This is a genomic window from Pigmentiphaga sp. (assembly GCF_019689535.1).
In the GTDB taxonomy this organism is placed as follows: domain Bacteria; phylum Pseudomonadota; class Gammaproteobacteria; order Burkholderiales; family Burkholderiaceae_B; genus Pigmentiphaga.
This window is the reverse complement of record NZ_JADGHH010000330.1, coordinates 1-2195: the sequence shown is the minus strand read 5'-3', so window position 1 is coordinate 2195 and position 2195 is coordinate 1. Positions and strand designations below refer to the sequence as shown.

Here is a 2195-nt window from a genome sequence, read left to right as displayed (position 1 = left end):
CTCGCGAGCCCCGTGCGGCCCCACTGTATCAATTGCTTGCAAGCGGTCCGCGCTTGGATGGGGCCGGGGATGGGGGCGGTTCGGTCCTACAGTTCCAGGTTGTCGATGAGGCGGGTCGTGCCGAGCTTGGCTGCGGCGAGCGCCACCAAGGGTTCCCCGCGTTCCATTTCTTCCTGCGTGGGCGGCAGCAGATCGCGTTGCCGGCGCACCGCAACATAGTCTACCTTCCAGCCGCGCTCGGTCAGCGTCGCGATGGCCTCGCGCTCGAGCAGCGCCGTGTCACGCACGCCTTCGTGCAGCCGGGCCTGCAGCCGCCGCAGCGTAGCGTAGAGCATGGGCGCCTCCGCGCGCTCCTGGGGCGTGAGATAGCCGTTGCGCGAGGACAGCGCCAGTCCGTCCTCGGCACGCACGGTTTCCTGCGGCACGATCTCTACCGGCAACTGGAACTGACGGCACATGGCCCGCACGACCATCAGCTGCTGGTAGTCTTTCTTGCCGAAGACCGCGACGCGCGGCTGGACGCAGGACAGCAGCTTGAGCACGACGGTCGAGACGCCGGTGAAAAAGCCCGGCCGGAATTCCCCTTCCAGGATGCCGCCGAGGTCGGCCGGCGGCTGCACCCGGAAGTTTTGCGGTTCGGGATACATCTCTTTTTCGTCCGGCGCGAACAGCACGTAGACGTTGCGGTCCCGCTCCAATTTCTCGATGTCCGCCGGCAGCGTGCGGGGATAGCGGTCGAAGTCCTCGTTGGGACCGAACTGCAGCCGGTTGACGAAGATGCTGGCGACGACCGGATCGCCGTGCTGGCGCGCGGTTTTCATCAAGGCCAGGTGCCCTTCGTGCAGATTGCCCATGGTAGGCACGAAGGCGACTCGCAATTGGCCTCGCAATTGATCGCGCAGTTCTTCGATAGTGTGGACGACCTTCATGGTGTTGGATGCGGTTGGAGAGCCGCCTGGCCCGGAGCATGCCCGCTCGGCGAGCGGGCCGCCGGTGCCGGCGCCTCAGTGAGTGTGAACGGAAGTGAATGCCAGGCGGACGTAGATCGGTGCGTAGGGCTCCGCCTGGGTGATCTCGACCAATGATTCGCGGGCAAGCTCCAGCATCGCGATGAAATGCACGACGATGACCGGTACGCCCGCGCCGTCTTGTATGCGCTCCATGAATAATTCGGTGAACTCCATGTAGCGCACGTTTTGCAGCCGACGCAGGATTTGGCTCATGTGATCGCGCACGGAGAGCTCTTCGCGCGAAATGTGATGGTGCGCATTGAGCTTGGCCCGTTTGACGATCTCTGCCCAAGCCTGCCGCAGCTCCTCGGGGTTCACGTCGGGCAGGCGGCGTTGCGTGGCCTGTTCCAGCAGGACCTGGGCGCGGAAGAAGTCCCGGCCGAGTTGCGGGAGTTTATCCAACTGCTGCGCGGCGAGCTTCATCTGCTCGTATTCGAGGAGCCGCCTCACCAGCTCGGCGCGCGGGTCTTCGACTTCCTCTTCGGTGTCGGCCTTGCGCACGGGCAGCAGCATGCGCGACTTGATTTCGATCAGCATCGCCGCCATGAGCAGGTACTCGGCCGCCAGTTCCAGGTTGCGCTGGCGGATCTGCTCCACGTAGGACAGGTATTGGCGGGTGACTTCCGCCATCGGGATGTCCAGTACGTTGAAGTTCTGCTTGCGGATCAGGTAGAGCAGCAGGTCGAGCGGGCCTTCGAAGGTCTCGAGGAAGATCTCGAGCGCGTCCGGCGGAATGTATAGGTCCTGCGGCAGGGCGAACAGCGGCTCGCCATATAGCCGAGCGATGGCCACGCCGTCGACGACGTCGGGCGTGCTGTCGACGGCGGGTTCAGCCAATGCGGTCAACCCGTCGTTGGGAGGCGGGGAGGAGCCCATTTCCCGAGCGCTTAGTGGTCCGTTTGGTAGACATAGGGTTTTTGCGGCACCGTCGCGGCCTTGAAGCCTTCGACGAGTTCCGGATCGATGGACTTGTCCCAAAGGCGAGCGCGGCCTTTCTTTTGCTCGGCTTCGAGATGCGGGCGCTCCTGTTTGAGGTTGCGCAGGAATTGGGTGATGTCGGATTCGTAGCTCTTGGCCATGACTAACCTTCGTTTCTGCATGCGGCGCCGGCGATCGGCATCCGGCGGGCTTGCGTTGCAGTCGGGAGTTTACTGCACCCTGGGGGTGGGGGCCGGTGGCCCGGGC

General features: G+C 64.2%; 3 protein-coding genes. All 3 read right to left on the bottom strand.

Translation table 11 applies throughout. The features are described from left to right. Positions 1–86: 86 nt before the first annotated feature. Complete coding sequence (gene panC / locus IRZ12_RS17395; protein WP_296471307.1) at positions 87–929, bottom strand: pantoate--beta-alanine ligase; 843 nt, start codon at positions 927–929, stop codon at positions 87–89. 75 nt (positions 930–1004) lie between these two features. Continuing rightward, positions 1005–1886: a ScpA family protein gene (locus IRZ12_RS17390; protein ID WP_296471305.1), complete on the bottom strand. Its 882-nt coding sequence runs from the start codon at positions 1884–1886 to the stop codon at positions 1005–1007. Positions 1887–1897: 11 nt separating this feature from the next. Next, on the bottom strand, positions 1898–2089 hold the full coding sequence (locus IRZ12_RS17385) for a DUF3460 family protein (protein WP_296471303.1): 192 nt from the start codon (positions 2087–2089) through the stop codon (positions 1898–1900). Positions 2090–2195 lie beyond the last annotated feature (106 nt).

Bases quoted from the DNA above. Each gene is read 5' to 3' on its own strand.
- panC (WP_296471307.1), bottom strand. From the start codon at position 929: ATGAAGGTCGTCCACACTATCGAAGAACTGCGCGATCAATTGCGAGGC.
- IRZ12_RS17390 (WP_296471305.1), bottom strand. From the start codon at position 1,886: ATGGGCTCCTCCCCGCCTCCCAACGACGGGTTGACCGCATTGGCTGAA.
- IRZ12_RS17385 (WP_296471303.1), bottom strand. From the start codon at position 2,089: ATGGCCAAGAGCTACGAATCCGACATCACCCAATTCCTGCGCAACCTC.